The following is a 25,311-nucleotide window of genomic DNA, read 5'->3' as shown; positions in this document are numbered from 1 at the left end:
CGCTCTAGTTGGGCGAGCAGCAAGGGAATGTCGTCTACTCGTTCAGTTGTAATGCTCACAGGTTGGTTCATTGCCCAACTTTAGCCCAATCTTACGACCTCGCTCAAAAATGGGCGAACCGGGAGTGAAAAGTTTAAGATGGCAGGATTGGCAGGACTCGCACTTTGGCTTTCGCAGCATCAATTGTCACAAGCGCACCCTCCTCAAGCTGCTGCTGAAATTGCTGCAACGCTGATAAGACGATCGTAGAAATTCTGGACGGAAGAGGATCTTGAGTCCTAACCTGAATTACACTTGGCGCATCCGCTTGAGTTGCAGCCAATAACGTTCCAAAATCCAAATCGTGAGTAAATACAATGTATTGACGAGCTTTCGCCCATGCTAAAATAACTTGATCAATTTCACCTGGATGACCCACAGTTGACCAGTGAACCGCTTCAATTCCATTCTGTTCAAAAACATCAACCCAATCAGGCGATAGATTCATATCAATCAAGATCCTCATGCAGTTTCCAGCGGAACTTCCATTTCTTCTACCCGCCACGCCGCATACATCAAAGCCTCATAAATGTCCGCTTCTTCCAAATACGGATAAGCTCTAAGAATTTCAGGAATTGAGCGCCCAGAAGCCACTAATCCAACTACCGTGCCGACTGTAACACGCATTCCTCGAATACAAGGCTTTCCACCCATGACTTGGGGATTAAATGTAATTCGCTTTAAAGATTGCATAATGAAGTGCGATCGAGTTCTATTCCTTGCATCGTAGTCTATGTGAACAAATCATCCACTCACTTCCTTTCTCAAAAACATCCGTCTCGGTCGTCCCAAAAACCAATCCCAACTCGGCTGAATTTCCTCTAACCGATACCCCAACTTAAAATAAAGCCGTTTCGCTGCTTCATTCGTTTCCAAGACGTGCAGATAAATATTGCGATAACCCCATTCCTGCACATACGGTTCACACGCCAGTAACAATTGCTGCGCGACTCCCTGCCGTCTCACATCTTCTCGCACCGCCAGATTCGATAAATACACATACTGATTATTTTTCGGTTGCCAAGGGTTCGAGGTACGTAACCCAATTTCAACCGTTCCGACAATTCGTTCAGAACGATCGCTCGTATCGATCGCAACCAAGCAAACATAATTCGGGGCTGGAAATCTCGTCCGACTCCGCAAATCTTCGTGAATCCCGACTCGAATAATCGGAGCCAGCCACGGCAAAAACGCCGGATACAGCGGAAAACTATCGACTAAAATTCCCGCAATTTCGTACAAATCCGAAGGCTGCACTTCCCGAATTCGATATCGAGTAGGACTCGAAAAATCTGTCTGACGCGAAGAAACGCTCACAAGCACCGATTAACCCAACATTCACATCCTAAATCAGCTTGTCTGAAACTGTCGCAGAAAATGAAGATGAGACACTGACTTTAGGGCGATCGACTTCAGCTTTTGAAATCGCCAATCTGTCGATCGAATCGTGGATGGCACTCCTTCAATGATTCGAGCCTCGTTTGCGGTTGCACCAAAAATAACAGTCAGACTTGCTCCAACCATCAGAACTAGACTCGCTCGTTTTTTCATCTCACACCAAAATTTAGTTAACGAGCATCATATCCTGAAGCGATCGCATAAAAAAGAACCCGCCTCGGAATGAAGCGGGTCTTATCGGAATCTTGAATTATTTACCAATTCTCGGCGGTTCGCGAAATGCGATCGCAAAAAACAGAACGCCGATCGCCAAAGCCAAAATCAGAATATATGCTACAGCTTCCATGATGGTGTCCCAAAATAAAGAGTTGGATTGGGTCTAGACCCTTGCCTAGACCCATAAAAGCCATTTACGCCTCGGTTCTTTGAAGCGTGGATTTGTCACCCACCTTCGCAAAGCGTCCCCATTCGACTTGTTCTTCTGACAGATCCGGGTCAACCCCAGCGAACACATCCCGGAAGATAGTTCTCGAACCGTGCCAGATATGACCAAAGAAGAACAACAGCGCAAACACTGCGTGACCGAACGTGAACCATCCACGTGGGCTGGTGCGGAATACACCATCCGAATTTAGAGTTTCACGATCGAATTCAAACGGTTCGCCCAATTGAGCCGCACGCGCATAGCGTTTGACCAATGCCGGATCGCTGATCACTTGACCATCTAACTTACCGCCGTAGAAGCTTGCCGTAACACCAGCTTGTTCAAAGCTGTATTTCGATTCAGCTTTACGGAACGGAATGTCAGCCCGAATCACGCCATCGCTATCTTGCAGAACCACTGGGAAGTTCTCGAAGAAGTTCGGCAAGCGACGGACAAACAATTCGCGACCTTCGCCATCCTTGAACACCGGATGACCGAGCCAAGTTTGAGCGATTCCATCACCCTTGTTCATCTGACCAGTACGGAACAAACCACCTTTTGCGGGGCTGTTGCCGACGTAATCATAGAACGCCAGTTTGTCAGGAATTTGGTTATACGCTTGTGACAGGCTTGCACCATCAGCCACCGCATTTTGCACTCGTCGATCGATTTCTTGACGGAAGTAGCTGCTATCCCACTGATAGCGGGTCGGTCCGAAAAGCTCGATCGGGGTGGTTGCGTTGCCGTACCACATGGTTCCTGCAACGATAAACGCCGCAAAGAACACGGCTGCAATACTGCTCGACAACACGGTTTCGATGTTCCCCATTCTCAGCGCACGATAGAGACGCTCAGGCGGACGAACACTGAGGTGGAACAAGCCCGCAATAATGCCGACAATTCCTGCTGCAATGTGGTGCGCGACGACTCCACCCGGATTGAATGGGTTAAATCCAGCCGGACCCCATTCTGGTGCAACAGGCTGAACGTGCCCTGTCACCCCATAGGCATCCGACACCCACATTCCCGGACCAAACAATCCAGTCAAGTGGAATGCACCAAATCCGAAACAAAGTAAACCAGACAAGAACAAGTGAATTCCAAACATTTTCGGCAAGTCGAGTGCAGGTTCTCCTGTACGCGGATCGCGGAAAAGTTCCAAATCCCAATAAACCCAATGCCAGCAAGCTGCTAAGAACAGCAAGCCCGATAAAACGATGTGGGCAGCCGCAACGCCCTCAAACGACCAGAAGCCCGGATCGGTCACGGTTTCACCCGTAACGCTCCAACCACCCCAGGAAGAAGTGACTCCGAGCCGCGCCATAAACGGCAGCACGAACATCCCTTGTCTCCACATGGGGTTTAAAACTGGATCGCTTGGATCAAAAATCGCAAGCTCATAAAGCGCCATTGATCCCGCCCAACCTGCGACGAGTGCGGTGTGCATCAGGTGGGTGGCGATCAACCGTCCCGGATCATTCACTAGGACTGTGTGTACGCGGTACCAGGGTAGTCCCATTTGACTACTCTCCTCCTCTAAATTACGTCTACTGCAACGCTTCTTTCAGCCTTTTGTTAAAGTGCCTAATACTGGTAACTTTACCAGACAAGGCATCCCGTAACCCCGCCGTTTCAACGATCCCGCCGCTGTTTAGAACGTTGAATCGTGACTGTGACAAGGGATTCATAAAAAATGAAAGTGTATAAAGAAGTGTAACCAGTGTTAGAAGCGATTGCAAGCGAATCGCGATCGTCTGAAATTCCGCCTCTTACTTACGTTTCACTTCTTAACGATTCTTAATTGTCTGACAAAATGAGGTACAACTAAAGAAAGGACTTTTATCACTCAATTCACTTCCGTGAGGCATGGACTATGCAACCCGCAGACACTGATCTCCAATCTGTTGAACCCCTTGAAGAAGTAGTCGTACAAGCGCCCAAACCCGCGTTCCAGTCTGCCTCGATCAATTTTGTGAAAGAAGGCAAAGAAGTGGTCGCGGCACAAGGGGCAAATTTGCGGATTAAAGCGATCGAGAATCAAGTCGATCTCTACACATTTGGCGGCAAATTAATGAATTGCGGCGGCTCTGGTCAGTGCGGCACTTGCATTGTAGAAGTCACGGAAGGCATGGAAAATCTTTCGCCCCGTACCGCCTTTGAAGAGCGGAAACTGAAGAAAAAACCTGCTTCCTATCGCCTCGCCTGTCAAGCATTAGTGAACGGCCCAGTCAGCGTTAAGACCAAACCTTAGTGGTATTCTAAAAGGGTTGATGCCGAGTTTAGAAGGGGACTGGCTCTATGCAAGTTAATGATTTGGGATTTATTGCGTCGATTTTGTTTGTGCTTGTGCCAAGCGTGTTTCTGCTGATTCTCTATATCCAAACTGCCAGCCGCCAAACCAAAGACGAGTAGTAAAACTTTACAATTTCGTTCAGAAAACGCTGAGGATTTTTGTCTTCGGCGTTTTTTGCTTGAGAAGCTATTGCTCAGGTTCCGAATGCGTGTCCTCCTGTTCAAGCATGTTTCTTAAAAACTCCTGAAGCCGCATTCGATGGATATAAGGCCATCCTCCCGTCGCTTCAATATCTCTTAACAGCGCATAAAGAGCTTGGCGATTGGTTGGAAGTGACTCTTGAAACAATCCTTCGCGGATTTCGCGATGCAGAATTTCGAGCACTCTCAACAACGCTAAAAGTGCCATTCCATCGCCTGTGGATTGTTGTGCGATCGCCCTTATGGATCGAGCCAACTCCTCTAGCTCTGGCGATTTCAGCGTAATTTCATCGGTTGCGCTCTTCGTATAGTCTCTCAGCATTGCATCATCATCCATACCACCGCTCCTCATACGCCCCAAAGCTTTAATACCGTATCGCGTTTTGGCAAACTCAACCGTTGCCGAACCTACTGTAAAAGAGTTCTCTAACCTCGATTCTTAAAATGTTTACTAATATCTGTAAAATGCTATGAGAGGTTCGATCAGAACCAAACCAGAATTTATAGAAACTCGACGAGATCTGTACAGCAGTGACAAAACACCCTGACAGAATTTTTACATTACTTTGAGGTTGACCATGAGGTATCGCGCATTCTTTGTGACACTGCTGGCGTTCTGCCTGAGTGTTTTAACTGCTTGTAGTGAACCCGCGCAGAGTGCGGAAGGACTCACGTATGAGCAGATTCGTGGGACAGGTTTAGCCAATAGCTGCCCCCAAATTGAGGAAACATCTCGCGGCTCGATCGCGATCGAAAACGGCAAAACCTATTCGATCACTGGATTGTGCCTCCAGCCGACCACTTACTTCGTGAAAGAAGAATCCGCGAACAAGCGTCGGGAAGCTGAATTCGTCCCCGCTAAAGTGATGACCCGCTACACATCGTCGATCGATGCGGTTTCGGGAACTTTGACGGCGAACAGCGATGGTAGCTTGACCTTCAAAGAAGAAGACGGTCTTGACTTCCAAGCAATCACCGTTCAATTACCAGGTGGCGAACGAGTTCCGTTCTTATTCACGATTAAAGGATTGGAGGCAACCACCGCTCCCGGTTCGACCAGCATCAACACTTCGACCGACTTCATCGGACAATTCCGCGTTCCGTCTTATCGGACTTCTAACTTCCTCGATCCGAAAGGTCGCGGTTTGACCACCGGGTATGATAATGCGGTTGCACTTCCAGCTTCGGCAGATTCAGAAGAACTGAAGAAAGAAAACGTCAAGCGATTCCAGCTTGATAAAGGAACGATCTCGCTGCAAGTCGCGAAGATTGACAGCACATCGGGTGAAATCGCAGGCACGTTTGAAAGTGAACAGCCTTCCGAAACCGATATGGGATCTCGTGAGGCAAGCGACGTGAAGATTCGCGGCTTGTTCTATGCGCGAGTTGCACCGAACGCTTAGTTTGAATTGAGCGATCGTAAAATCGATCAGTTCTCGAAATATTCACGATTTGGGGCGACATGCCCCTTTTTTATTGGAAAAAACTTTTTATTAAAATTCTTTGAAATCAGTCCTAAAAGTGACCGAAATCACCGCGAGTCAACGTTCCGTGGAAATGCAGTTGAATGCTTTCAGTACAGGAAATAAGTTTAATTTGTCACTAAGAAGTGAGCAGAAATTCTGTCTTTTGTTCTCCGAAGTCCGATCGCTTTCTGAGTGTGATTTCTACCATCACAGTTCTGTTCAGAAGCAGTCTAAAAATCGGGTTTGACATCTTCTTAAGCACTTACTGAACTTCGTCATGCCTAACCTTGTTTCCAGCGATTTAAAAAGCGAAACGTTGCAACTTCTCCGCGAATATCAAAAGTCGGGATCGGCTTCTGTCCGAAACCAACTGGTTGAATTGAATATCGGATTGGTGAGAAAAGAAGCTCATCACTGGGTGAATCAGTGTACGGAAAATTACGATGATCTGCTTCAGGTGGGATCGATCGGATTGATTCGTGCGATCGAGCGTTTTGATATGTCGAAAGGTCACGCTTTTAGCTCGTTTGCGATTCCGTATATCAGGGGCGAAATTCAACACTACCTCCGCGATAAAAGCCCGTCGGTACGAATTCCACGTCGTTGGCAAGCCCTTCAACGTCAAGCGGTTTGGATTATTCGGGAGTTTCAAGAGAAGAACCGCAGAGCACCGAGTGATGCAGAAATTGCAGCGGCGTTAGAAATCTCGATCGAGGAATGGCAAGAAATTCGGCTCTCGGCTCAGAATCGAGCGCTTCTCAGCTTGGATGCTCCGGTTGGCGACGAAGATGGAACTGCGTTTTTGGGTGATTTGGTTCCTGATTCTCGGTATCGCAGCTTTCAACTGGCACAGGAAGATCAGATTCGACTTCAGCAAGCTTTAGTGCAATTGGAACACCGAACTCGTGAAGTTTTGGAATTTGTCTTTCTATATGATCTGACTCAGAAAGAGACTGCTGAACGCCTAGGAATTAGTGCGGTTACAGTTTCTCGGCAAGTGAAAAAAGGACTGCAAAAACTTCAAGCGATCATGACCTGTAGCGAAGCTTGATCTGAAACGGCTCCGAAAATCCACCCAAAAATTTTCTCAGAGCGTCAAATCGATTTAACCGGGGCACACTAACCCTAGATCGTTCTCTGTTGTGGGTCATTTCAAACTTGGACTGTGAACAGCGATCGAGGCGAAGTCAAGAGTCGAATTTTTGGGAGTGATCATGAGCAAGCGGTTCACGAAGCGAATTTCGCAGAGTACAAAAGTGGTCTGTGCAGGGGCGTTAATGCTTTGGATGAGTGGCTGTACAGTCGGTGAAGAAACGGTTGTGACTGAAGCCAACCCTTCTCCAGCGGCAACCTCGTCAACCCCTGCTCAATCTTTCGCAAAACCGACGGTTCCTGCTAAAGACGCAACGAAAAAGGCTTCAGGCAATCGAATTGCGGGTTTGCTGCAATCGACCAATCCAGACGAACGAGCACGACAAGTTCAACGGGGAATCAGCGCTGGAAAAGATCCGTTCTCTAGTGTTCCCCCTCTCGTTTCGTTCAAGGTTCCGATCGTGCAGCCTGAAGGACAATCATCCTCACCTGCTCCACAAGCAAGACCTGAGACTCCAGAGCAACCCGTTCAACCGAGAACCACTCCAAAACCAGAACCGAAGTCACCAATTAAATCATTGCCACCGTTGCCCGATCCGACTTTAGCGAAAGCGGTTCAAGTCACAGGCGTGATCGTAGTGGGCGGTGTTCCTCAAGCGATCGTACAAGCTCCGAATGAATCTACTAGCCGCTATGTGCAAGTTGGACAACGGATTTCTAACGGACAAGTTTTGGTGAAGCGAATTGAGATGAATAGTGGGTCTGACCCGATCGTAATTCTGGAACAGAATGGAGTCGAAGTGGCTCGTGCGGTTGGTAGTCCAGCGGCTCCTTCTACTGCACCGGGCGCACCTCCCGCACCAACCGCAATGATGCCAAGTCTCAATTTCTTCGGCTAAGACTCGTCACAATTTGCAACAGCCTTCAGACAACTTCGGGAGACAGGCGCTAGAGTTGAAACACTATCCTTTAGCGCGGTTTCCCGAAGTTGCGTTGTTATGACTGCCAGTGTTTCTGAATTTGATACTTTTTTGAATTCTTTGTTGCCGATTCCTCAAGCTTCTCAGGATACGGAGTTGCTCCAGCAGATTGGCTTTATTCCGGGAGTGCGGGAAATGCTGACGGTGAGGCAGGTTCATGCACTCGAACACGCAACCGTTTGGATTCTGAGTGGATTGCCCGATCGTAGAATTGCGCCGCCTGAGTGGAAAGATAACAGCGGTTTGGGTGGACTCTCGACAGAACAAGGCTTCTATTTGTATGGGCAAGCGAATACGGCTGAAGTAAAACGGGCTGTGAATCAGGCTTTAGAACGGATTACGACTGGGGAATGGAATTTGGCAGTGCATCCGCGCTGTGGCACGAACCTGTCAGTCGGAATGTTGCTGACTGCCTCGATCGCGTTTGGAATTCATTTGATTTTGCCGCGGAACCCGATCGAACAATTGGTTGGATTGGGAGTTGCCGCAACCACGGCTTCTCAACTCGCACCCGAATTAGGACGATTCGTACAGCAGTATGTAACGACTTCGATTCCGTTTAATCTCAGAGTGCGAGACGTATCGATCGTTCAAGATTCTTGGGGTCGTCCCGCACATTTCGTTCAAACTGAATGGATCGATTAGCTTCCCACAATCATTCCAGCGAGTAAAAGAAATCCAATCCAAACGTTTTGCTTGAAGCTGAAAGCGTAGAAAGGAATTGGAATCGTAGGTTGAGCTAATTTATAAGATTGCCATGCCCAAACGATCGTACTTAACCCCAAAGCGCCCCAATACCAAATATTTAACTGCATGACGATTCCGAGTTTTGCCAGAATCAGAACCGTCCCGACATAGAAAGCAGCGATCGCATAAGGCGCATATCGTCCGAAGAATAATGCGCTCGATTTTACGCCGATCCGTTTATCATCTTCGCGATCTGACATGGCATAAACGGTGTCAAATCCTAATGTCCAGAGCAATGTTGCACCCCAGAGGAGCCACATTGCTTGAGGCAGACAAGAAGCATTTGAGGTCGTGTTACAACTGACGGCACTCCAACTAATTAGAACGGCGAACCCCCAAGCGATCGACAAAACTAATTGTGGTACAGGAAAAACTCGTTTCGCAGCGGGATATAGCAAAATTACTGGAACGGCTGCCACACAGAGCCAGAATGTGAGCGGATTCAAAAATAGCGCTAATCCTGCCGCACAGAGGAGCGAAACAATGCCAACCACGATTCCGACTTTGACAGAAAGCGCTCTCGATGCCAAAGGACGATCGCGGGTTCGTTCCACATGCGGGTCAATATTGCGATCCCATAAATCATTTGCTACACAACCCGCCGCACTCGTCGCTAACGTGCCTAAAATAATGATGACTACCAATAACCAAGGCGGCGTTCCTCCTGATGCCAGGAACACAGCCCACAGCGCTGGAATCATTAAAATGAGTCGTCCTTCGGGTTTATGCCAGCGCAACAATCGCGCAATGATGAGCCATGTCGGTTCTGAAGAGGGGTTCGGCTGAGTCCACATACACATTCGATCGCAAGTCTATAAGAAGAACTTAGCGCGGTTCTTGACCAAAAATCCGCTGAATTGCTCAGGAATTGCGGTAGAACCTTAGTTTAGAAACACTCTTGTTCGCTGTTCCCTCGCACTCGTCCATCTCTTCGATCGCAGTACGTCATGGTAAAGTCTCTTTCAAAACCGCCTGAAGAAAGCTCGGTTATGCTTCCCCCTGTTCCCACTGATCGCGATCGTATTCTTGCCGCGATCGATGTGGGAACGAATTCGATTCACATGGTAATCGCCCGAATTCAGCCGCACATTCCCGCATTTACGATCGTGGGACGCGAAAAGGCAACAGTCCGATTAGGCGATTTTTGTAAGAAAACGGGCGAATTGTCCGCTGAAGCGATGGATCGAGCGATGGTTGCTTTGAGGCGCTGTCAGGAAGTCGCGAAAAGTGTGAACGCGGAACAAACGATCGCAGTGGCGACCAGTGCGGTTCGTGAAGCTCCGAATGGACAGGCATTTTTGCAGCGGATCGAAGATGAACTGGGGCTGTGGGTGAATTTGATCTCTGGAGCCGAGGAAGCGCGTCGGATTTATCTCGGTGTGCTGTCGGGGATGAATTTTAACAATCAGCCGCACGTGATCGTCGATATTGGCGGCGGCTCGACGGAATTGATTTTAGGAGATGGACATGAGCCGCGAACTCTGAGCAGTACGAAAGTGGGAGCGGTTCGATTGACGGCTGAACAAGTCACGACTGATCCAATTAGCTCGATCGAGTTTGGCGGACTTCAGGCTTATATTCGCGGCATGATGGAGAGATCGATCGATGAACTTCAGACCCATTTGCAACCAGGAGAACAGCCGCGACTGGTGGGAACATCGGGAACGATCGAAACTTTGGTGGCGCTGAATGCTCGTGAAAAATTGGGAACGGTTCCAGTCCCGCTGAATGGCTGTGAACTGTCGCTGAAGGATCTAAAAGAATGGGTGAATCGTCTGCGGAGAATGAATTTAGCAGAGCGATTAGCGGTTCCGGGATTGTCAGAGCGACGAGCAGAAATTATTCTGGCGGGTGCGCTGATTTTGCAGGAAGTGATGACGCAATTGAAAGCGGAATCGATCGTCATCTGTGAACGATCGCTGCGTGAAGGCGTGATCGTCGATTGGATGGTTTCGCATGGATTGATCGAAGATCGATTGCGGTATCAAGGATCAGTGCGGGAACGCAATGTGATCAAAACGGCTCAAAAGTATCAAGTGAACTTAGAGCATAGTCAGCGAGTGGCAGAATTCGCGCTCAGTTTGTTTGACCAAACTCAAGGTAAATTACACGCTTGGGGAGATGAAGAGCGGATACTACTTTGGGCAGCAGCGATTTTGCATAACTCTGGGCATCATGTCGGACATTCTTCACATCACAAGCATTCTTACTATCTGATTCGACATGCGGAACTGCTTGGATTTACCGAGATGGAAATTGAAACGATCGCGAATCTAGCTCGCTATCATCGGAAAAATGCACCGAAGAAACGGCATGATACCTATCGGAATTTGACCAGCAAGCGGCATCGTCGAGTCGTGGAAGAACTTCATCCATTGTTACGGTTAGCCGTTGCGCTTGATCGTCGTCAAATCGGGGCAATTCAATCGATCGACTGTCAGTTCAGTTTGGAACCGAAAGAGATGCGATTGTTGATTCATCCCAAGCATCCAAATGATCCTTGTGAGTTAGAGCTTTGGAGTTTAGAAGTGAAAAAGGAGAGCTTTGAAGCGGGATATGGGGTAAAACTTACACCCGTTTTGGTTTGAGAAAGGTTTGCAAGTTTGTAGACTTTGCTCTGATAGATCAGGTCGATGATTAGTTCAGCCGAGCAATCAGCCATAACGCTAATCGCTCTAAACCAACCAATACAGCAGTAATTACAACTGCTAATGCAAATAAAATCAGATTATTATCATCGCCTGCTCTGAGGGCAAAGCTGAGTGAAGTGGCAACTGCGGGCGGGTGCATGATATCTAACACGATCATTAATACGATCGTGGCAATCATCGCACTGCCAGCCGCAACGTATCCTGCCCCAAACACCGTAAAGGTTAACCAGCCCAGGATGGCTGCCATCATTTGGGCGGACACTAAAGTTCGGACGGAATTCGTACCGTGTTGCGGATCAAGATAGATCAGAAAGGCACTCGCCGCGAGAGAAGCAAACAGTAACCGTTGCCGACTCAGAGCTTCCACTAGAGCCAGGACGCAGAGTACAACAAGCGTGGGAGCCGTTGCCAGTAAGAGTTCTCCTTTGAGTCCCAATCTGCGTCGAAGCGATCGATTCGCACCCTCGATCGGCTTTAAGCTTTTACGGTCCTGGCTCATTACATCCTCGGTTGTGGGGTTTGCTCTGCCATCCGACTTTGTTCGACTTGTTGAATCTCACGCTCAAGAAAGTAGTTCAACAAGGTTCGTAAAAGAACAAGCGCACCCAGATTTACAATGTCTTGGCGAGTTGGAGCGATTACCGTTCGCAGAATATCACTGGCAACAGTAAACTCTAATCCCAGTGCCAGCACTCGACCGAGTTGTAATCGGATCGACTCAGTGGAATCGATGTGATGTCTGCGGGAAAATAACTGTCGAGCATAATTAAGAATGCCGCGAACCACAGCCACACCAATGACGATCGCGGCTGCAATTTCCGCCGCTGCTGCTAAATAATCAACGATGACTTTCAGCCAGGTTTCCAGAGGCGTATTTTCCTGTACTGAGCCTTGTCCAGCACTCAGACTCAGCAAGAGCACCAACCCTAAAATCAGCGACAATGGTAAGAGCAGGTTCGCGATCGAGTCTGGAGCGGACTTTCTTTTTTCCCAGTTCATTGTGTTTTACCCGTCCACACGCTTCACAGTAGAAGGTGAGAAAACGGATTGCTTCTTTCTGTCGATTGATTAATTCGCCAGATCGCCACCTTTTGCGATCGCAAAAATTTGAGAAGCTCTAGGCGACACGACAAAGCGCCAGTGCCACGGTTCATTGCTCACTCCTTGCCAGTTATTTTTGGGGAATGATTGCTCAAACCCGTAGCGATAGGCATTCGCATTCAACCATTGATAGGCTTTGGTTTGTTCAAAACTGTATTTCAAATCCGCATCGGGCTGTTGTTGATCGGCAATATCGATCGCATATCCGGTGTGATGTTCACTGTGTCCAGGTGGCGCACTTAATCGTGCGGCTGCTTCTGCACTTCCACGCCGTTCAGTTTGTCGATCGAACAATTCTTTTTGATCTGCGATTGTCCGAAACCCTGAAATTGGCATTAACAGAACACCCTGAAATTGTGCGGCTGCGACCATTTGCTGAAAGGCGTTTGCTGCTTCAATATCTAGAGATTCAGCACGCTCATAAGAGCCACGCACATACTTCCCGATCGAGACTAATCGACTCGGATCATCTTCTTGATAGGGCAAGTGTCCATACAAAGTCTTTGCTACTGGAGATGATTTTGCGATCGGGGTAGCGGATGGACTGGGAGACGCGATCGGGGAAACCGAGGGAGAGGCAGAAATTGTAGGCAGCGGTTTCGGAGTGGTGAGCGTTGGAGTAGAAGAGGGAGAGGTCGAGACAGGCACTCCTGTAGACGATTGAGTGACAGAACTCTCTGGAAATTGCATTGCCCAGCCTAATCCAATCACGATCGTGGCAGTGACGATCGCGATTGCAATACTGCGGAGTTGAGCAGAACTAACTCTGATTTTCATGCACGGCTCCGATCGACATCAATCTATCTTAATCAACTGTGCTGCAATCCAACCGTCTGCACCGGATTTGGGGAAGTAGACCTTGTACCAGGTGAAGCCGCCAGAATCTTGCGCCGAATCTAGTACTCGAACGCGATCGCCTGGGTACGCCATGTGAACGGTTGCGAATTTTGTGCCCGGTCCATTGCGAATATTTTTGCTGCCAGCTTCACCGATTAAGATTGCATTGGTATCGTCGGTTTGAGTGGGTTGCGGCTTCTGGGGTTGAGGTGGATCGGGTTGAGCGATCGGATCAAGTTTGAGCAATTGAGAAGCAACCCAACCTGTCGCACCCGATTTCGCAAATCGCACGTTGTACCAGCGATAGCCACCGGAATCGAGAGCGCTGTCGGAAATCTGAACGCGATCGCCCGATCGAGCCGTATAAGTGACCGGATAGTTCGTGCCTGCACCCGATCGAACATTGGTTGAACTATCTTTGTCGATGACAGCCGCATTGCTATCTCCGTTTTGATTGCCGTCTGAAGCAGATGGAACTTGAGGCTGTACTGGTGCAGGAGTTGGATCGCTGGGTGGAGTCTGATTGGATTGAGTGGTTGGTGGAGTCGATGGACTATCTTTGGTTTGTGTGGTTGGGGGATTTGGAGAAGGAGAACTGGTAGGTGTAGGATTTGAGGCGATCGAGCTTCCGAAGGTTTGCGATCGCAACATGAACGCACCACCTAAGATACTTAATCCGATAATGCAGCCAATCATCACTGAGCGTTTCCATTCTCCAGAAGATGCTGCCGCAACGGAGACAGGTTGAGGAGGTAACGTCGATGGGGGCGCGACTGCCTGAGTGTGAATGTCTGAAGCAGTTTGTGGAATTGGAGGAGAAGTGATCTCTGGCGCGAAAGATGGAGGAATGGTTTCTGCGATCGCGGGAACTTGTAGAGCCGACAACATTTCTGCCGCAGTGCTAAATCTTAGATGAGCGCTCATCTGTACTGCTTTATTGAGAATTGCAGCAAATCCTGGGCTGATTGATGGTGCGTAGTGTTGCCAGCTTAGTTCTCCGCTCATTGGATTGGTGTCAAGCTGCTGTGGAATTCTGCCTGTAAGTAAGTAAATTGCAGTCATTCCTAAGCTGTAGATGTCACTGGAAAAGAGCGGACGACCTGCTAACTGTTCCGCAGGCATATATCCAGGTGTTCCAACGACGATCGAGTTTGTACTATTGCCTTGACTATTGACGATCGTACTCATCGATTCTTTCACAGCACCAAAGTCAATCAAGACAGGCTGACCATCTCGCCGCCGTAGAATCACATTGTCAGGCTTGATATCGCGGTGAACAATTTGCTGACGATGCACATACGCGATCGTGGGTAACAGGTGCATCAGAATTGATCTAACAGTTGCTTCGGATTGGACACCTTCGTTCTGAACTTTCTGAGTGAGCGTATCTCCTTCAACCCATTCTTCAACTAAATAGAATTGCTCATCTTCGGAGAAGTACGCATACAGCTTTGGAATTTGCTCATGACTTTCACCCAAGCGTTCCAAGATTGCGGCTTCGCGTTGAAAGCGGTCTTTGACGATTTGGTGAATTTGGGGATTCTCGTGAATCGGTTTGAGTTGTTTTACGACACAGCGACGATTCGAGGGAAGATGCGTATCTTCGACCAAAAAGGTTTTACCAAAGCCTCCGTCGCCTAAGAGACCAAGAACTTTGTAACGATGGTTGAGCAGGCTGGAGGGCGTTTGGTGAATCATCTCAGTGAATCAAGAGCAGGAGAATAGATGGTGTAGGGGGATCTACACAGTTCGATGCACTCATTTCTGAATCGATCGATAAATTTGAGACACGATCGATGTCTCCATTGTCCTCATGCTTGATTCGATTTCTGCAACTCTTCAGCTTTTCTCAACGATCGGAGAGTATTTCTTGCCAAGGAAGTTCGATTGTAAAAGTTGCACCTCGATCGCGTCCTAAGCTCTTCGCTTCGATCGTGCCACCGTGCAATTCCACCAGATAACGCACGATCGTTAAACCTAATCCCAATCCGCCATAGTTTCGAGTGCTCGACGAATCCGATTGACGGAATCGCTCGAAAATATAAGGCAAGACAGTGGTATCAATGCCTGCACCCGTATCACTGACTTGAAGACGGAGTGCGTGTTCGGTTCGATCTAACTGCACTGTTACCTTTCCACCTGCGGGCGTGAACTTGATTGCATTCGAGAGCAAATTCCATACAATCTGCTGTAGTCGAGCGGGATCACCTTGGAAGGCACGAAGATCTGGATCAATCGATCGCTGAATCTGAATACCTTTCGCTTGAGCCGTTGGTTTTATTGCCGCGATCGCACTTTCAATCAGAAGTGGGAGATCAACAAGTCCTGGTTTGAGTTGAATCGCACCATTGAGCAATTTCGCCATATCGATCAGATCATTCACAAGCTGCAACTGTCTTCGGGCACTGCGCTCGATCGTTGCGATCGCTTCAAGTGATTGCTCTTGGCTAAACTCGCGAGTTTGCAGCAAGCGACACCAGCCTAGAATTGGATTCAGCGGAGTTCGCAGTTCATGAGAAAGCGTCATTAACAGTTCATCTTTAGTTCGATTCGCTTTTTCGGCTTCAGTTCTTGCAGCATGCTCAAATTCTAAAGCGCGAAGACGTTCTAAAGCTAATTGTTTTTGATCTTCAATATCAGTTGCAGTTCCGTACCACTTTAGCACCTGACCGTCATCATCTCGAATCGGCATCGCTTTGATTAAGAACCAGCGATATTCTCCAGTTGTCGATCGCATTCGAGCTTCTGCTTGATAAAACGATTGTTGCTGCTGTGCGGTTTTCCACGCCTCTAGTAAAGCACCAACATCATCTGGGTGCAGTGTCTCTATCCATCCGGCTCCTTGAGCTTGTTCCAATGTTAATCCAGTGTAGTTTGACCAGCGTTGGTTGATATCGTTCAAGTTGCCATCAGTATCGGCTGTCCAAATGAGTTGAGGAATACACTCAGCTAAACAGCGATAGCGATCTTCAGAGTGGCGTAATTGCTCTTCGATACGTTTGCGATCGGTAATATCTTCAGTCGATCCTAACAGTTGCCAAAGTTGTCCATCTTCCGTTGTGCGAAACACCAGATCTCGGCAAAGAAACCATTGCCATTGTCCCGCCGCGTTTCGCAATCGGCACTCATATTCATGCACCGTACCAGGTTGTGAGACTGTGAACTTCGCGTAATGTTGGGGTAATCCTGCAAGATCGTCTGGGTGCATTAGATAGTTGAACAACTCTGATCCGAAGCTTTGAATCGTTGCAGGTGAATAGCCCAGAATATCTTCAACTCGCTGATTGATATAGACATTGCGACGCTCCAACACATCATACACATAGAGCATTCCAGGAACCGTATCGGCAATTTGTTGAATAAACTGTTGTGAATCTCGGAGTTGAGCCTCTGCCTGTCGCTGCTCTGTGATTTCAATGCCCATTCCACCGAGCAATCGTTTCCCATCTCTCATTGGCAGCGGAAACTTGACCACAAGCCACGATCGAGATTCTCCACTCACATCGGGAGCCGTTTCGATCACACGAATCGTTTCGCCTGTTTGCAACACTTGACGATCGTGCTCGTAAATTTCAGTCGCGATATCATTGGGCAGATAGTCAAAATCGGTTTTATTGAGCGGCAATTGATCAAACAATCGTTCACCGATCGCATTCATATACACTACGCGCCCGTCATCGTCTTTGATGAATGCAAGGGCTGGACTGTTATCCATAAAGGCTTCAAATTCAGCTTGGCTTTGAGCTAGATTCTGCTGTGTCCATTTCTGATGTGTAATGTCGATCGCGATTCCGACCATACGATGAGGCTGTCCGTCTGAGTTGCGATAGACATTACCTTTGAGCCGAATCCAGCGAGGTGCGTGATCAAGATCAGGGGCAGACTGCTGCAACCGAATTTCGAGATCGTAGTCGGTTGAACTTTGAATCACTTGGTGAATCTCTGCATTGATGCGATCGCGATCTTCTGAATGCACAGCTTCCAGGAATCGATCGTAGGACATCACCGCATTGAGGGGCACTCCGAACAAGACTTTGCAGCGATTTGACCAAACAAATTGTCGAGCTTCGAGATCATAGTCCCACAGTCCTAAATCTGCTCCTTCTAGTGCTAATCGCAATCGTTCTTCTCGATCGCGTAAGGCTTGATTTTCTGCTGCGAGTAAGCCCAGAGCCGATTGAACTTTGAAGGGAGGCGTTGAAGGTTTTGTAGCAGTTCCGTTTTGCGAAATTCGAGATTGATTGGGTCTGTCCGCTTGGGGAACTTCGGTTAATGTCGTTAGGACTGCATAAGGTTGGTTACTGTCACCTTGGAACAAAGGTTGGGAATTGAGTAGAAGCCATACTAAAGCTCCAGTGGGTTGATAAAAGCCCATAATTACATCGCGACAGGGCTTTCCGGTGGTGAGAGCGACCATTGCGGGATGCTCATGCCCAGGAAAAGGGGAGCCATCCTCGCGCACAACTCGCCAGTTTGGATTTGTCGATCGCCATCCCGTCATTTCTGCTGCGCTCATTCCCATCATGCGTTCGGCATTGGCATTACAGGCTGCGATCTGTCCGTCTGCAAGTTGTAGCACCATTCCTACAGCGGATACGGCTCCACTCTCGATCGAGTGAGGGTCAGCCAAATTGCTCTTTGGTGAACTATTTATCGAGGAATGACCATTGAGAGAGGGATGGATATGCTCAGACATAGCAGAAACAACCGAGGAAAGAACTGACCAGTTAACATCAGCAAACCGATTAACGGTTGAATAGAGAGGATGGGGTGAGCGATGAGGGATGAGCCTCGCACTCTAAAATTCAACTGAACCAAGACGAAAATAACTATAAGTTAGAGCTAGAGCTAGACTCCGAATAGTATTTGTCGAGCAATTCTTTTCCTTGTTCTCCCATTTGTGACAGGCGTTGTTTGATTAACTGCTCTGCCATTGCAGAGGGTTTAACCCGCTGATTTTCCCAACGGTTAATCGTTTGAAATGACACTCCAAGCTGTGCGGCGAGTTTTTCCTGAGAAATTCCCAATCGCTGTCGAAGGTCGATGATTAGCGCGGAAAGGTGCTCTTTTGCCACAAGAAGAATCACAAGAGGATTAAGAATACTTAACAAAATAGCTCAGGTGTTATAACACTCAGGTCTACCGATCGAGGGAGATCGTTTCAACCGAGCGAGGGATTTACTGATCAGGCGATAAATTTGATGTAATTAATATATATAGCAATCCTAAGTGAGTTGTGAAGTAGGGATAGTTGCGAAGAAGTGGGGAGTGGGGTGTTGCTCCCGTTTTGACTCCCTACTCCCTACCCCCCACTCTTTCTAATGTTTACGACTCAAATAGGATCGCTATAGCAGTACCTACTTTAGTTAGGACACCTCTAGAAAGCCCCCAGCTTAGGTCTGCTGTGTATACATAAGTCTCTTGCACTTCGTTGTTGTTAGAGCGCGAATCTAAAAGTATTCCTTGGGTGAAGGAATGATCCTGCACCAGGTCGCTACAATGGGATCTGTCTTCATTCCCACTCGATATTTTGAGCGCTAATTCTTCTCCCAAAATCGTTCTCGTAGACGGTCATTCATTGGCATTCCGCGCCTATTTTGCCTTTGCGAAAGGTCGCGATGGAGGCTTACGCACATCAACCGGAATTCCAACTAGCGTGTCCTATGGCTTCCTCAAGGCGTTACTCGAAACCGTGGAAGCTGAGAAACCGGATTATTTAGCGATCGCGTTTGATCTTGGTGGTGCAACCTATCGCCACGAAGCCGATGAAACGTACAAAGCAGGTCGCCCGGAAACGCCCGAAGATTTTATGCCGGATCTAGAGAATCTTCAGGAATTGTTAAAGGCGATGAATTTACCGATCGTCATTGCTCAGGGTTATGAAGCCGATGATGTGATTGGAACAATGGCGCGGAAAGCACTTCAGGAAGGGTTTACCGTTCGGATTTTGAGTGGCGATCGCGATTTGTTCCAACTCGTTGATCCGGATGGCAAAGTCAAAGTGCTCTACATGAGTACAACTTATGGAAAAGGTGCGCCACCTCCTAAAGAATTTGGAGTTGAGGAAGTTAAACAAAAGCTCGGAGTTCTTCCGTCTCAGGTGGTAGATTTCAAAGCGCTGTGCGGGGATGCCTCAGATAATATTCCAGGTGTGAAAGGAATTGGGGAAAAAACAGCGGTTCAATTGTTAAGCACGTATGGATCGCTGGAAAAGGTTTATGAATCGATCGACGAAATCAAAGGCGCGGTCAAAAAGAAATTAGAAGCAGGAATCGAAGATGCACGTCATTCACAATGGATGGCACAAATTCATTTAGATGTTCCGTTAGAAATTGATCCGCAAGCTTGTAAACTTCAGGGGTTTGACGAAGCTGCTGTTAAACCCGTGATTGAGCGATTGGAATTTCGATCGTTCTACAACAAGATCGAGAAGTGGAAAGCACAACTCAGCGGTGAAACGGAACTATCCGAAACTGAAGGGACGAAACAAGCGGCAAAACAAGCTCCGATCATTCCTCAATATTCTGATGATCTGTGGTTCTTTAGTGCGGAAGAAACCGAGAAAGCAGAAAAGTTCGAGCCAGTCTCGATCGCGCCTCACATTATTGATACCCAAGCCAAACTTGATGCTCTTGTAAAACAACTCAAAACCCATCAGAGCGAAAAAACTCCGGTTGCTTGGGACACAGAAACGAGCGATCTTGATCCAATCAAAGCTGACTTAGTTGGAATTGGTTGCTGTTGGGGTTCTGGATCGGATTCGTTAGCTTACATTCCGATCGGTCATACATCTGGCACGAACTTAGATAAAGCGATCGTACTTGAAGCGCTGCGTCCCATTCTCGAAGATGTCAACTATCCAAAATCATTCCAAAACGCAAAGTTCGATCGCTTAGTTTTCCGCTTCCAAGGTGTTGAAATTGCAGGCGTAGTGTTCGATACGATGTTAGCCAGCTATGTGCTCAATCCCGAAGCAAGTCATAAATTGAGCGATTTAAGCTATCGCTATCTTGGAATTCAAGCACAAGACTATACAGACTTAGTTCCGAAAGGAAAGCACATTGGTGAAGTAGACATTCCTGCGGTTGCGAACTACTGCGGCATGGATGTGTATGGAGTCTTTAACTTAGTGCCAAAAATGCGATCGGAACTCGAAGAACTTCCGAAGCTTCATGAATTGCTAATCGAGATTGAACAGCCGCTTGAACCTGTGTTGGCAGAGATGGAAGCAACTGGCGTGAGAATCGATCGACATTATCTGCAAGAGTTCTCTAAGAACTTGAAAGAAGATCTCGATCGAATTGAAATCGAAGCTTACGAAGCCGCAGGTGAAAAGTTCAGTCTCGGTTCTCCAAAGCAACTCAGCGAATTACTCTTTGATAAGTTGGCATTAGATAAGAAGAAATCTCGCAAGATCAAAACGGGCTATTCAACGGATGCAGCAACCTTAGAGAAACTGCAAGGTGATCATCCAGTCGTCGATAAGATCGTTGAACATCGTACTCTGACAAAGCTCAAATCAACGTATGTCGATGCGCTACCGACTCTGATCAATCCAAAGACCGATCGCGTTCACACCGACTTCAACCAAGCCGTAACTTCCACAGGTCGGCTCTCTTCCTCAAGTCCGAACTTACAAAACATTCCCATTCGGACTGCATTTAGTCGCCAAATCCGCAAAGCCTTCATTCCGAAAGAAGGTTGGCTGATGGTTGCAGCAGATTATTCTCAAATCGAACTACGAATCTTAGCTCATCTAAGCCAAGAGCCTGTTCTACTCGAAACTTACCGCAATAACGAAGATGTTCACGCGCTTACTGCTCGATTGCTACTAGAAAAAGAAGAGGTTACTTCCGAAGAACGACGATTGGGCAAGATCATTAACTTTGGTGTGATCTATGGGATGGGAGCACAGCGATTTGCTCGTGAATCAGGAGTACCAACCGCTCAAGCTCGAACCTTTATCGATCGATTTAACGATCGATACTCCCGTGTCTTCGACTATCTTCAACAAATGCAGCGAGAAGCGATCGCAAATGGATATGTGGAAACAATCAAAGGACGACGACGCTATTTCAACTTCTTAACCGATTCGGTGAAAAAACTGCGCGGAACTGATCCAGACGAGATTCAACTCGATAAGCTAAAGTTGCGCGATCAGTTCGAGGCGCAAGCCCTCCGAGCCGCCGCAAACGCTCCCATTCAAGGTTCGAGTGCTGACATCATTAAAATTGCCATGTCACAGCTACACGAAGTCTTGAAAGCTTACCCGGCTCATCTCTTGCTACAGGTGCATGATGAATTAGTGTTTGAAGTCGAACCGGATGCTTGGGAAGAATTGCAGCCCAAGATCAAGCGAGTGATGGAAAATGCTGTCTCGCTGAGTGTGCCGCTGATGGTCGATATTCACGCTGGAAACAACTGGATGGACACAAAATAATGGAACTCACCAATACTCTCCCCAAAACAATGACAGTCGAAGATCTGCCTCGAATGAAATGGTCGATCGAGGAATATCATGAGTTGATCAAATATGGTCTCCTGAATGATAAAAAGGTTGAGCTACTTTGTGGGGAGATTATTGAGATGGTTCCAGAAGGCGAAGATCACGTCGAGCAGAATGAAGATGGATATAAGTACATCGACAGACTGTTAGGCGATCGAGCGAGAGTCAGAAAGGCAGCACCCATCACTTTGCCAAATGGAAGCGAACCAGAGCCAGATATCGCAATCTGTCAGCCTTTGGGTCGAGAATATCGGCAACATCATCCTTATCCAGAGAACATCCTTTGGCTGATTGAGTATTCAAACTCTACGCTAAAAAAAGACTTAGAGATTAAGTCAAAAATCTACGCAGAAGTTGGAATTCAAGAGTATTGGATTGTTAAGATTCAGACGAATGAACTGATTGTGATGAGGAATCCAGAGAATGGTGAGTACCAGACTGAGTTGCTATTTAGAGACGGAGTGATTTGTCCGATCGCGTTTCCATCTGTAGAAGTTGAGGTCCTAAAAGTGATCAGTCCTTGAAGAGGGCAGAAACAGATCGTCACCTACCGTATTAACTGCGACCGATGCCTAAAATCGTCTTCCACAGACCCGCGATCGCTTCATGCGGTAAAACACGTGGAATCGCCGCCAGAACATGATTTGCCGGATTACCCGGAATCACGATCGATCGACGCTTTTCCAAGGCATCTAGCGTGTCACTCACTACGGTCGTTACGGTTGTATCGACGAAAGGCACTGCATCTACTAGCACCATTGGGAAGCCTGCTTGCTGAAAAAATGCTTGTCCTGTCGCTCCCGGACAGACTGCTAAAACGTGAACATTGTACTTTTGATTCTCTGCCCAAATTGCTTCACTGAAACTGAGAACAAATGCTTTCGTCGCGGCATAGATCGAAAAGTAAGGCATCGTTTGGAATGCGGCAACTGAGCAGAGATTAATAATGCTGCCAGAACGACGCTGCCGCATGGGTTGGAGAAACCGATGCGTCAGGTCTACGAGTGCCAGGATGTTGAGTTGAATGATTTTGAGTTGAAACTCACGATCGCTTTCCGCAAAGTCGCCGTAATCGCCAATTCCAGCATTATTAATCAGTAAATCAATCGTGATACCCTGCTGTTGAACTTGCTCAAATACGATCGCTCCTGCGGTCGGTTCAGTTAAATCTTGCACAATAATATCGACTTGAATTCGGTGTTGCGTTTTTAGAGCGTGAGCGAGTTGCTGAAGTTTGTCTTGCGATCGCGCGACTAACACCAAGTTATACCCCCGCACAGCGAGTTCTTCGGCGAAGGCAGCCCCAATTCCTGCTGATGCTCCTGTAATCAATGCGGTTGGCATAGGTTTAACCGAAAGCAGAGTACTCTAGCTAGGTTAAAGAAATCGATTGGGGAACGTAAGATGCCTCAGATAGATTCTGGCAAACTGAATCGACACGATACTTTCGATAGGCGTTGCGCTTTACTGAACTTGCTTATGCTGAAATTAACACATAGGTTCAGTAGCGAATGGAGCCATCATGAATCGACAAGAATTACTCGATCGATATCGCGCAGGGGAACGAGATTTTAGCGTGGCAGATTTGCGAGAGGAATCGCTCGAAGGCATTGACTTACGAGAAAGCGTCTTGCATGGTGCAATCCTAGATGGGGCAAATCTGCGGGGGGCGAACTTGAGTGGGGCTGATTTAAGTGGAGCAGCACTCAACTACACCGATTTGACGGGCGCAGATTTGTCTGGTGCAGACCTCCGAGATGCCATGCTAAATCATGCCATTTTAGAAGGCGCAAATTTAGAAGCGGCAATTCTCGAAGAAGCGGATTTAGAAGATGCTGATTTGAGCGAAGCCAACCTACGGGATGCTAATTTGCAAGCGGCAGATCTAAGTCGCTCTGAGCTAGATGCTGTTGATTTCCGAGATGCAAATTTGAGCGAAGCGGAACTCGATGATACGGACTTGAGCGGCGCGAATCTGACGAATGCTGACCTGACCGATACGTTGCTGAAGGGCGCGAATTTGGAAGGAACGATTCTTCCTGAAAAGCATCAGTAATGAGACGATCGCCCGTGATATTTGCGATCGCGGGCGTATAAAAAATCGTCTTCCGATCGCAAATTCTAAACCGCAAGATACTGATGAACGAGCGTGTCTGTTAACTGAGTTGTTTCGCCATTTGCCACGATCGCTCCTTTTTCCATAATGAAGAACTTCTGAGCAAGCTGCCGAGCGAAATCAATCTTTTGTTCAACAACAACGACAGTAATTCCCTTTTCGCGATTAATCCGCTTCAGGGTATCTTCAATTTCCTGCACGATCGACGGTTGAATTCCCTCGGTCGGTTCATCGAGCAGCATGATTTTAGGATTGCTCATCAGACCACGAGCGATCGCAAGTTGCTGCTGTTGTCCACCGCTTAACAGTCCACCTTGCCGATTGAGGTGCTGTTTCAACATTGGGAAAAACTCAAAGATCTCATCGGGAATTTTTCGCCGCTTCTTTTTCGCTGCCGATAGTCCAAGCTTGAGATTGTCGAGGACAGATAGATAGGGAATGATTTCTCGACCTTGAGGAATGTATGAGATACCGTAACGGGCGCGTTTGAAGGTGGGGATTTTAGTAATCTCGTCGGCATCGAACACAATGTTGCCGGACAGGACTTTGTTGAGTCCGATCACGCTTCTGAGCAAAGTAGTTTTGCCGACACCATTTCGACCTAAGATGCAGGCAATTTCACCTTGCTCGATCGACATATTGACTCCAAACAGAACTGGAGTTTGATCATACGAAACAGTGACATCTGTAAGTTCAAGCAGCTTTGTCGATTTGTTCACGACCTAAATACACCTCAATAACTTGACGGTTTGACTGAATTTCCTGAACTGATCCTTCGGCTAACTTCTCGCCTTGGTGTAGTACCACAATGCGTTGAGCAATTTGTTTGACAAATTCCATGTCGTGTTCGATGACAACGACTGAATGCGATCGAGCGATCGATTGAATAATTTCGCCTGTCTCAAACGTTTCGTCAGCGGTCATCCCTGCGGTTGGCTCGTCTAGAAGAACAACCGTTGGATCTTGAGCAATTACCATACCAATCTCAACCCATTGCTTCTGTCCGTGGGAGAGCGAAGAAACTTTGGCGTAAGCTTTATCGAGCAGTCCAATTCGATCGAGAACCTGCTCGATTTTGTCTCGTTTTGCGCGAGTTAACTTCGATCGGATTGATGCAAAAACTCCGTGTGATCCTTTGAGCGCGAGTAACAGATTCTCGAACACAGAGAGTTCATTGTAGACGTTGGGATTTTGGAATTTGCGACCGATGCCCATTCGAGCAATGTCATACGGACTGGAATTGGTGATGTCGCGTCCGTGATAGTAGACGTGTCCGGCTGCGACTGGAGATTTACCTACGATCGCATCAAGTAAAGTACTTTTCCCGGCTCCGTTCGGTCCAATAATCGTTACGATCTCTTGATCTCCGACTTCTAAATCAATGCCTTTGAGTGCTTTGAAGCCAGAAAATACGACTTTGAGATCTCTGACCGACAGAACGGATTCATCAGAGTTCATTGT

27 protein-coding genes are annotated in these 25,311 nt (G+C 47.6%); 10 read left to right on the top strand and 17 right to left on the bottom strand.

Features of this window, described 5'->3' with window-relative positions; translation table 11 throughout:
- Positions 1-133: 133 nt before the first annotated feature.
- From ACQ4M5_RS34980 to psbB, 6 genes are all read right to left on the bottom strand, one after another.
- Positions 134-487 (bottom strand): DUF5615 family PIN-like protein, encoded by a 354-nt coding sequence (locus ACQ4M5_RS34980; RefSeq protein ID WP_430680406.1) that lies wholly within the window; start codon positions 485-487, stop codon positions 134-136.
- A gap of 14 nt (positions 488-501) precedes the next feature.
- A complete protein-coding gene (locus ACQ4M5_RS34975) occupies positions 502-732 on the bottom strand; it encodes a DUF433 domain-containing protein (protein ID WP_430680405.1) in 231 nt (76 codons plus the stop codon).
- A 51-nt stretch (positions 733-783) separates the two neighbouring features.
- On the bottom strand, positions 784-1,356 hold the full coding sequence (locus ACQ4M5_RS34970) for an N-acetyltransferase family protein (protein WP_430680404.1): 573 nt from the start codon (positions 1,354-1,356) through the stop codon (positions 784-786).
- A 33-nt stretch (positions 1,357-1,389) separates the two neighbouring features.
- Complete coding sequence (locus ACQ4M5_RS34965; RefSeq protein WP_430680403.1) at positions 1,390-1,590, bottom strand: hypothetical protein; 201 nt, start codon at positions 1,588-1,590, stop codon at positions 1,390-1,392.
- Between the two features lie 97 nt (positions 1,591-1,687).
- Positions 1,688-1,783: a photosystem II reaction center protein T gene (locus ACQ4M5_RS34960; RefSeq protein WP_068383882.1), complete on the bottom strand. Its 96-nt coding sequence runs from the start codon at positions 1,781-1,783 to the stop codon at positions 1,688-1,690.
- Positions 1,784-1,847: 64 nt separating this feature from the next.
- Complete coding sequence (gene psbB, locus ACQ4M5_RS34955) at positions 1,848-3,380, bottom strand: photosystem II chlorophyll-binding protein CP47 (protein WP_430680402.1); 1,533 nt, start codon at positions 3,378-3,380, stop codon at positions 1,848-1,850.
- Between the two features lie 354 nt (positions 3,381-3,734).
- On the opposite strand from psbB, the gene ACQ4M5_RS34950 reads away from it, so the two are divergent.
- Together ACQ4M5_RS34950 and psbM are read left to right on the top strand one after the other, a co-directional pair.
- Positions 3,735-4,112 (top strand): 2Fe-2S iron-sulfur cluster-binding protein, encoded by a 378-nt coding sequence (locus tag ACQ4M5_RS34950; RefSeq protein WP_430680401.1) that lies wholly within the window; start codon positions 3,735-3,737, stop codon positions 4,110-4,112.
- Between the two features lie 47 nt (positions 4,113-4,159).
- Positions 4,160-4,273: a photosystem II reaction center protein PsbM gene (gene psbM / locus ACQ4M5_RS34945; protein ID WP_068383879.1), complete on the top strand. Its 114-nt coding sequence runs from the start codon at positions 4,160-4,162 to the stop codon at positions 4,271-4,273.
- A gap of 67 nt (positions 4,274-4,340) precedes the next feature.
- Here psbM and ACQ4M5_RS34940 read toward each other — a convergent pair whose 3' ends face one another.
- A complete protein-coding gene (locus ACQ4M5_RS34940; protein WP_430680400.1) occupies positions 4,341-4,691 on the bottom strand; it encodes a hypothetical protein in 351 nt (116 codons plus the stop codon).
- 241 nt (positions 4,692-4,932) lie between these two features.
- Here ACQ4M5_RS34940 and ACQ4M5_RS34935 point away from each other — a divergent pair, with 241 nt between their 5' ends.
- From ACQ4M5_RS34935 to ACQ4M5_RS34920, 4 genes are all read left to right on the top strand, one after another.
- Positions 4,933-5,757, top strand: a complete 825-nt coding sequence (locus tag ACQ4M5_RS34935) for a photosystem II manganese-stabilizing polypeptide (RefSeq protein ID WP_430680399.1) — start codon at positions 4,933-4,935, stop codon at positions 5,755-5,757.
- A gap of 340 nt (positions 5,758-6,097) precedes the next feature.
- Positions 6,098-6,871 (top strand): RNA polymerase sigma factor SigF, encoded by a 774-nt coding sequence (locus tag ACQ4M5_RS34930; RefSeq protein WP_430680398.1) that lies wholly within the window; start codon positions 6,098-6,100, stop codon positions 6,869-6,871.
- Positions 6,872-7,034: 163 nt separating this feature from the next.
- Positions 7,035-7,811 (top strand): hypothetical protein, encoded by a 777-nt coding sequence (locus tag ACQ4M5_RS34925; RefSeq protein ID WP_430680397.1) that lies wholly within the window; start codon positions 7,035-7,037, stop codon positions 7,809-7,811.
- A gap of 99 nt (positions 7,812-7,910) precedes the next feature.
- Positions 7,911-8,537 (top strand): DUF6391 domain-containing protein, encoded by a 627-nt coding sequence (locus ACQ4M5_RS34920; RefSeq protein ID WP_430680396.1) that lies wholly within the window; start codon positions 7,911-7,913, stop codon positions 8,535-8,537.
- Here the strand turns inward: ACQ4M5_RS34920 and ACQ4M5_RS34915 are convergent.
- Entirely contained in the window at positions 8,534-9,433 is a 900-nt protein-coding gene (locus tag ACQ4M5_RS34915; RefSeq protein WP_430680395.1) for a 4-hydroxybenzoate solanesyltransferase, read from the bottom strand. The genes ACQ4M5_RS34920 and ACQ4M5_RS34915 overlap by 4 nt on opposite strands.
- Before the next feature lie 153 nt (positions 9,434-9,586).
- Here ACQ4M5_RS34915 and ACQ4M5_RS34910 point away from each other — a divergent pair, with 153 nt between their 5' ends.
- Positions 9,587-11,227 carry an HD domain-containing protein gene (locus ACQ4M5_RS34910; RefSeq protein ID WP_430680394.1) on the top strand — a complete coding sequence of 547 codons (1,641 nt, stop codon included), beginning with the start codon at positions 9,587-9,589 and terminating at the stop codon, positions 11,225-11,227.
- A 49-nt stretch (positions 11,228-11,276) separates the two neighbouring features.
- On the opposite strand, the gene ACQ4M5_RS34905 is transcribed toward ACQ4M5_RS34910, so the two are convergent.
- The 6 genes from ACQ4M5_RS34905 to ACQ4M5_RS34880 all read right to left on the bottom strand — a co-directional run bounded on the left by ACQ4M5_RS34905 (position 11,277) and on the right by ACQ4M5_RS34880 (position 18,303).
- Positions 11,277-11,789, bottom strand: coding sequence for an HPP family protein (locus tag ACQ4M5_RS34905; RefSeq protein ID WP_430680393.1), 513 nt, complete (start codon positions 11,787-11,789; stop codon positions 11,277-11,279).
- The gene (locus ACQ4M5_RS34900) at positions 11,789-12,289 is read right to left on the bottom strand and encodes a DUF1622 domain-containing protein (protein WP_430680392.1); all 501 of its coding nucleotides are present in this window, start codon (positions 12,287-12,289) and stop codon (positions 11,789-11,791) included. The genes ACQ4M5_RS34905 and ACQ4M5_RS34900 overlap by 1 nt, the downstream gene beginning before the upstream one ends.
- Positions 12,290-12,358: 69 nt before the next feature.
- A complete protein-coding gene (locus ACQ4M5_RS34895) occupies positions 12,359-13,168 on the bottom strand; it encodes a D-alanyl-D-alanine carboxypeptidase family protein (RefSeq protein ID WP_430680391.1) in 810 nt (269 codons plus the stop codon).
- A gap of 18 nt (positions 13,169-13,186) precedes the next feature.
- Positions 13,187-14,926 carry a protein kinase domain-containing protein gene (locus tag ACQ4M5_RS34890; protein ID WP_430680390.1) on the bottom strand — a complete coding sequence of 580 codons (1,740 nt, stop codon included), beginning with the start codon at positions 14,924-14,926 and terminating at the stop codon, positions 13,187-13,189.
- A gap of 151 nt (positions 14,927-15,077) precedes the next feature.
- Positions 15,078-17,924, bottom strand: a complete 2,847-nt coding sequence (locus tag ACQ4M5_RS34885) for a PAS domain S-box protein (protein WP_430680389.1) — start codon at positions 17,922-17,924, stop codon at positions 15,078-15,080.
- 133 nt (positions 17,925-18,057) lie between these two features.
- On the bottom strand, positions 18,058-18,303 hold the full coding sequence (locus tag ACQ4M5_RS34880) for a helix-turn-helix domain-containing protein (protein WP_430680388.1): 246 nt from the start codon (positions 18,301-18,303) through the stop codon (positions 18,058-18,060).
- A 455-nt stretch (positions 18,304-18,758) separates the two neighbouring features.
- On the opposite strand from ACQ4M5_RS34880, the gene polA reads away from it, so the two are divergent.
- The gene (gene polA / locus ACQ4M5_RS34875; RefSeq protein WP_430680387.1) at positions 18,759-21,668 is read left to right on the top strand and encodes a DNA polymerase I; all 2,910 of its coding nucleotides are present in this window, start codon (positions 18,759-18,761) and stop codon (positions 21,666-21,668) included.
- Complete coding sequence (locus ACQ4M5_RS34870) at positions 21,668-22,258, top strand: Uma2 family endonuclease (protein ID WP_430680386.1); 591 nt, start codon at positions 21,668-21,670, stop codon at positions 22,256-22,258. Before polA ends, ACQ4M5_RS34870 begins: the two co-directional genes overlap by 1 nt.
- A gap of 31 nt (positions 22,259-22,289) precedes the next feature.
- Here the strand turns inward: ACQ4M5_RS34870 and ACQ4M5_RS34865 are convergent, their stop codons facing one another.
- Complete coding sequence (locus ACQ4M5_RS34865) at positions 22,290-23,078, bottom strand: SDR family NAD(P)-dependent oxidoreductase (protein ID WP_430680385.1); 789 nt, start codon at positions 23,076-23,078, stop codon at positions 22,290-22,292.
- Between the two features lie 178 nt (positions 23,079-23,256).
- On the opposite strand from ACQ4M5_RS34865, the gene ACQ4M5_RS34860 reads away from it, so the two are divergent.
- A complete protein-coding gene (locus ACQ4M5_RS34860; RefSeq protein ID WP_430680384.1) occupies positions 23,257-23,790 on the top strand; it encodes a pentapeptide repeat-containing protein in 534 nt (177 codons plus the stop codon).
- A 65-nt stretch (positions 23,791-23,855) separates the two neighbouring features.
- On the opposite strand, the gene urtE is transcribed toward ACQ4M5_RS34860, so the two are convergent.
- Together urtE and urtD are read right to left on the bottom strand one after the other, a co-directional pair.
- Entirely contained in the window at positions 23,856-24,569 is a 714-nt protein-coding gene (urtE, locus tag ACQ4M5_RS34855; RefSeq protein WP_430680383.1) for an urea ABC transporter ATP-binding subunit UrtE, read from the bottom strand.
- The gene (gene urtD / locus ACQ4M5_RS34850) at positions 24,544-25,308 is read right to left on the bottom strand and encodes an urea ABC transporter ATP-binding protein UrtD (RefSeq protein ID WP_430680382.1); all 765 of its coding nucleotides are present in this window, start codon (positions 25,306-25,308) and stop codon (positions 24,544-24,546) included. Before urtD ends, urtE begins: the two co-directional genes overlap by 26 nt.
- Positions 25,309-25,311: the final 3 nt, after the last annotated feature.

It is taken from the genome of Leptolyngbya sp. AN10 (assembly GCF_050565645.1).
Classification (GTDB): domain Bacteria; phylum Cyanobacteriota; class Cyanobacteriia; order Leptolyngbyales; family Leptolyngbyaceae; genus Leptolyngbya.
This window is presented reverse-complemented; position numbering and strand designations above follow the sequence as displayed.